The sequence below is a fragment of the Thermobifida cellulosilytica TB100 genome (assembly GCF_001517975.1).
Taxonomy (GTDB): Bacteria; Actinomycetota; Actinomycetes; order Streptosporangiales; family Streptosporangiaceae; genus Thermobifida; species Thermobifida cellulosilytica.
This window is the reverse complement of record NZ_KQ950197.1, coordinates 1-1,132: the sequence shown is the minus strand read 5'-3', so window position 1 is coordinate 1,132 and position 1,132 is coordinate 1. Positions and strand designations below refer to the sequence as shown.

2 protein-coding genes are annotated in these 1,132 nt (G+C 58.1%); both read left to right on the top strand.

Going from position 1 to position 1,132, the window contains the following annotated elements; all coding sequences use genetic code 11:
* On the top strand, positions 1–225 hold a 225-nt coding region (locus AC529_RS21095), incomplete at its 5' end, for a hypothetical protein (RefSeq protein WP_083948482.1).
* Between the two features lie 34 nt (positions 226–259).
* Positions 260–1,132 (top strand): hypothetical protein (locus AC529_RS19275; RefSeq protein WP_198156501.1); only part of this gene is annotated, 873 nt, incomplete at its 3' end.

Here is a 1,132-nt window from a genome sequence, read left to right as displayed (position 1 = left end):
GAGCCGCAGGATCAGCCGCGCATCTTTATGCGCCATGCCCGGAAACTCGGGTATTGCAAAAACGGGTCGGAGCGCTTGGCCGAGCGCTTCGGAATCACCTTCGAACAATTCCTACGGGAAGGCTACCCGGTAGCGGAAGCCATGAAGTCCGCAAACCCGCTGCTGCGTAAAGCCGCAGCCGTGGCCCAACAAGAATGGGACGAGGCGCACGCACATGGGAAGTAAAGCCAAGAAGATTACGGTTGGGTACAAATACTACATGGGCCTGTTTATGGGCCTTTTCCGTGGCCCGGTGAATGAGATTGTCGAGATCCGCGTGGGCGACCGTACCGCGTGGACAGGCTCAATCACTGGCAACACAACCATCCAGATTAACCGCGAAGACTTGTTCGGCGGCACGAAGGCGGAAGGCGGCATTGATGGCCCGCTAGCACTGTACATGGGCGCGCCGACGCAGACCGTCAGCCAGAAGTTAAAGAACATGCTCGGTGGCCGCCAGCCGGAATTCCGTGGTGTCGTTACCGCGTATTTCGACGGCCTGATCTGCGCCATGAACCCATACCGGAAGCAGTGGAAATTCAAGGCCCGCCGCTCTCCGGCCGGGTGGACTGGCGGCGTCTGGTATCCGGAAAAATGTCTGGTCAAGATGCAGGGGTACGACGGTCAGGGCAATCAGCACGAAATCCATGCCATGAACCCGGCGCACATCCTGTACGAATGCCAGTCGAACTACGAGTGGGGCCGTGGTCTGTCGCGCGACCTTATCGACGATACGACGTTCCGCCTCGCAGCCGACACCCTGTTTAACGAGAACTTCGGCCTTTGCATCCGATGGAACCGTCAGGACACGCTCGAATCGTTCATGCAGCTTATCCTCGACCACATTGGCGGTGCGATGTACGTCAGCAAAGTGACGGGCAAACTGTCCCTGCGGTTGATCCGGAAGGACTACGACTTCGACACGCTGCCGATCTTCGACACGGATTCCGGGCTGCTGTCCATTCAGGAAGCGACTAACGCGTCTCCGGCCAATCTGGTTAACGAAGTAGTCGTGACTTACCACAACCCGATTATGGACGAAGACCAGCAGGTGCGTAGCCACAACCTCGCGCAGATCCAGAATCAGGGCTGT